The sequence below is a fragment of the Actinotalea sp. C106 genome (assembly GCF_023630195.1).
GTDB lineage: Bacteria > Actinomycetota > Actinomycetes > Actinomycetales > Cellulomonadaceae > Actinotalea.
Genome location: NZ_JALPKN010000360.1, coordinates 1 through 2,651, shown reverse-complemented (window position 1 = coordinate 2,651; position 2,651 = coordinate 1). Strand labels below are relative to the sequence as shown.

The 2,651-nt window shown below is 71.6% G+C and carries 2 protein-coding genes and 1 pseudogene; all 3 read left to right on the top strand.

All coding sequences use genetic code 11. The features are described 5' to 3' along the window. A pseudogene (locus tag L0B03_RS16285) lies at window positions 1-273 on the top strand (ATP-dependent DNA helicase PcrA); the annotation flags it as partial. Between the two features lie 116 nt (window positions 274-389). Beyond that, window positions 390-1,571 carry an ADP-forming succinate--CoA ligase subunit beta gene (gene sucC / locus L0B03_RS16280; RefSeq protein ID WP_250447822.1) on the top strand — a complete coding sequence of 394 codons (1,182 nt, stop codon included), beginning with the start codon at window positions 390-392 and terminating at the stop codon, window positions 1,569-1,571. A gap of 33 nt (window positions 1,572-1,604) precedes the next feature. Beyond that, window positions 1,605-2,492, top strand: a complete 888-nt coding sequence (gene sucD, locus L0B03_RS16275) for a succinate--CoA ligase subunit alpha (protein WP_250447820.1) — start codon at window positions 1,605-1,607, stop codon at window positions 2,490-2,492. Window positions 2,493-2,651: the final 159 nt, after the last annotated feature.

Below are 2,651 nucleotides of genomic sequence, written 5' to 3'. Positions count from 1 at the left end.
GGCTCCCGGAGCGGCGGTGCCCGATCCGGGCCGGTGAAGCGCTCGACGACGGCGCCCGCCACGGGGGGTGCGACCTTCGGGTCGGCGACCCCTCGGCCGGCGGGGGACGTCCCGAGCCTCGAGGTCGGCGACAAGGTGACCCACGACGCGTACGGCGTCGGCACCGTCGTCGCGGTCGAGGGTGGTGGGGCCAACGCCGTCGCCAAGATCGACTTCGGGGCGGACGGCACCAAGCGTCTGCTGCTGCGGTACTCGCCCGTCACCAAGCTCTGACGGTCCCCCCGATCTCTCGATGTGAAGAGACCCTGCCCTCGCGGCTACCATCGCTGAGGGCGACGCGGCCACACGGGCGCGGCCGGAGCGACGGACACGACGAAAGCGGGCGCAGGGTGGACCTGTTCGAGTACCAGGCACGGGATGTCTTCGAGAAGCACGGCGTGCCCGTGCTGGGCGGCATCGTCGCCACCACGGCCGAGGAGGCCCGCGCGGCCGCCGAGCGCCTGGGAGGCGGGACGGTGGTCGTCAAGGCCCAGGTCAAGACCGGGGGCCGCGGCAAGGCGGGCGGCGTCAAGCTCGCCCACTCGCCCGAGGAGGCCGCCGAGCGTGCCGGGGAGATCCTCGGCATGGACATCAAGGGCCACACGGTCCACCGCGTGATGATCGCCGAGGGTGCCAAGATCGCCGAGGAGTACTACTTCTCGGTCCTGCTCGACCGGTCCGAGCGCCGCTACCTGGCGATGGCCAGCGTCGAGGGCGGCGTCGAGATCGAGCAGCTCGCGGTCGAACGCCCCGAGGCCCTGGCCAAGGTCGCCGTCGACCCCCAGGTCGGGATCGACGCGGCCAAGGCCGCGGAGATCGTCGCCGAGGCGGGCTTCGCCGAGGACGTCGCCGGCCAGGTCGCCGACGTGATCCAGAAGCTCTGGACGGTGTACGCCGAGGAGGACGCGACCCTCGTCGAGGTCAACCCGCTGGTCCGCACCGAGGACGGCACCGTGATCGCCCTCGACGGCAAGGTGACCCTCGACGCGAACGCGGACTTCCGCCACCCCGACCACGCCGAGCTCGAGGACGCCGAGGCGGCGGACCCCCTCGAGGCCAAGGCCAAGCAGCACGACCTCAACTACGTCAAGCTCGACGGGTCGGTCGGCATCATCGGCAACGGCGCCGGGCTCGTGATGAGCACCCTCGACGTCGTCGCCTACGCCGGTGAGGCCCACGGCGGGGTCAAGCCCGCCAACTTCCTCGACATCGGCGGCGGCGCCTCGGCCGAGGTGATGGCGGCGGGGCTCGACGTGATCCTCGGCGACCCGCAGGTCAAGGCGGTCTTCGTCAACGTCTTCGGCGGCATCACGGCCTGCGACGCGGTCGCGAACGGCATCGTCAAGGCCCTCGAGATGCTCGGGGACCACGCCACCAAGCCGCTCGTCGTGCGTCTCGACGGCAACAACGTGGCCGAGGGCCGCGCGATCCTGCGCGAGGCCGGCCACCCGCTGGTGACCCTCGCCGACACCATGGACGGCGGTGCCGACACGGCTGCCGCCCTCGCCCACGCCGCTGACACGGCCGCCTGAGCCCGACTTCGAGAGACGAGAGAACTCACAGACATGGCGATCTTCCTGACCGAGTCATCCAAGGTCATCGTCCAGGGCATGACGGGCTCCGAGGGTCAGAAGCACACGACCCGCATGCTCGCCTCGGGCACGACCATCGTCGGCGGGGTGAACCCCCGCAAGGCGGGCACCGCCGTGACCTTCCCCCAGGGCGAGGGCGCCGTCGACATCCCTGTCTTCGGCTCCGTGTCCGAGGCCATGACCGAGACCGGTGCTGACGTGTCGGTCATCTTCGTGCCGCCGGCCCACACCAAGGCTGCGGTGCTCGAGGCGATCGACGCGGGCATGCCCCTGGTCGTCATCATCACCGAGGGCATCCCCGTCGCGGACACCGCCGAGTTCTACACCGCGGCCGAGGCCAAGGGCGTGCGCCTGATCGGGCCCAACTGCCCCGGCATCATCAGCCCCGGCAAGTCCAACGTGGGCATCATCCCGTCGGACATCACCGGACCGGGCCGGATCGGCCTGGTCTCCAAGTCGGGCACGCTGACCTACCAGATGATGTACGAGCTGCGGGACTTCGGGTTCTCGACCGCGATCGGCATCGGCGGCGACCCGATCATCGGCACTACGCACATCGACGCCCTGGCCGCCTTCGAGGCCGACCCCGACACCGACGCGATCGTCATGATCGGCGAGATCGGCGGGGACGCCGAGGAGCGGGCGGCGGCCTTCATCAAGGCGAACGTCACCAAGCCGGTCGTCGGCTACGTCGCGGGCTTCACCGCCCCCGAGGGCAAGACCATGGGCCACGCCGGCGCGATCGTCTCGGGCTCCTCGGGCACCGCCCAGGCCAAGCAGGAGGCCCTCGAGGCCGCGGGGGTCAAGGTCGGCAAGACGCCGAGCGCGACCGCCGAGCTGATGCGGCACATCCTGTCCTGATCGGCGACACACCACCTGATGAACGGCCCCCGCGAGGGGGAGCAGGGACCATGGTCGGATGACGCGTCCGCCCACCCTGCACCCCCCGCGGGCCCCCCGTGCGGGACGTGCTGCCCGGGGCCCCGGGGCGGCCGCCGCAGGTCCGAGCCGTCCGCGTCG

Coding starts and splice junctions, on each gene's coding strand:
- sucD (WP_250447820.1), top strand. CDS start 1,605: ATGGCGATCTTCCTGACCGAGTCATCCAAGGTCATCGTCCAGGGCATG.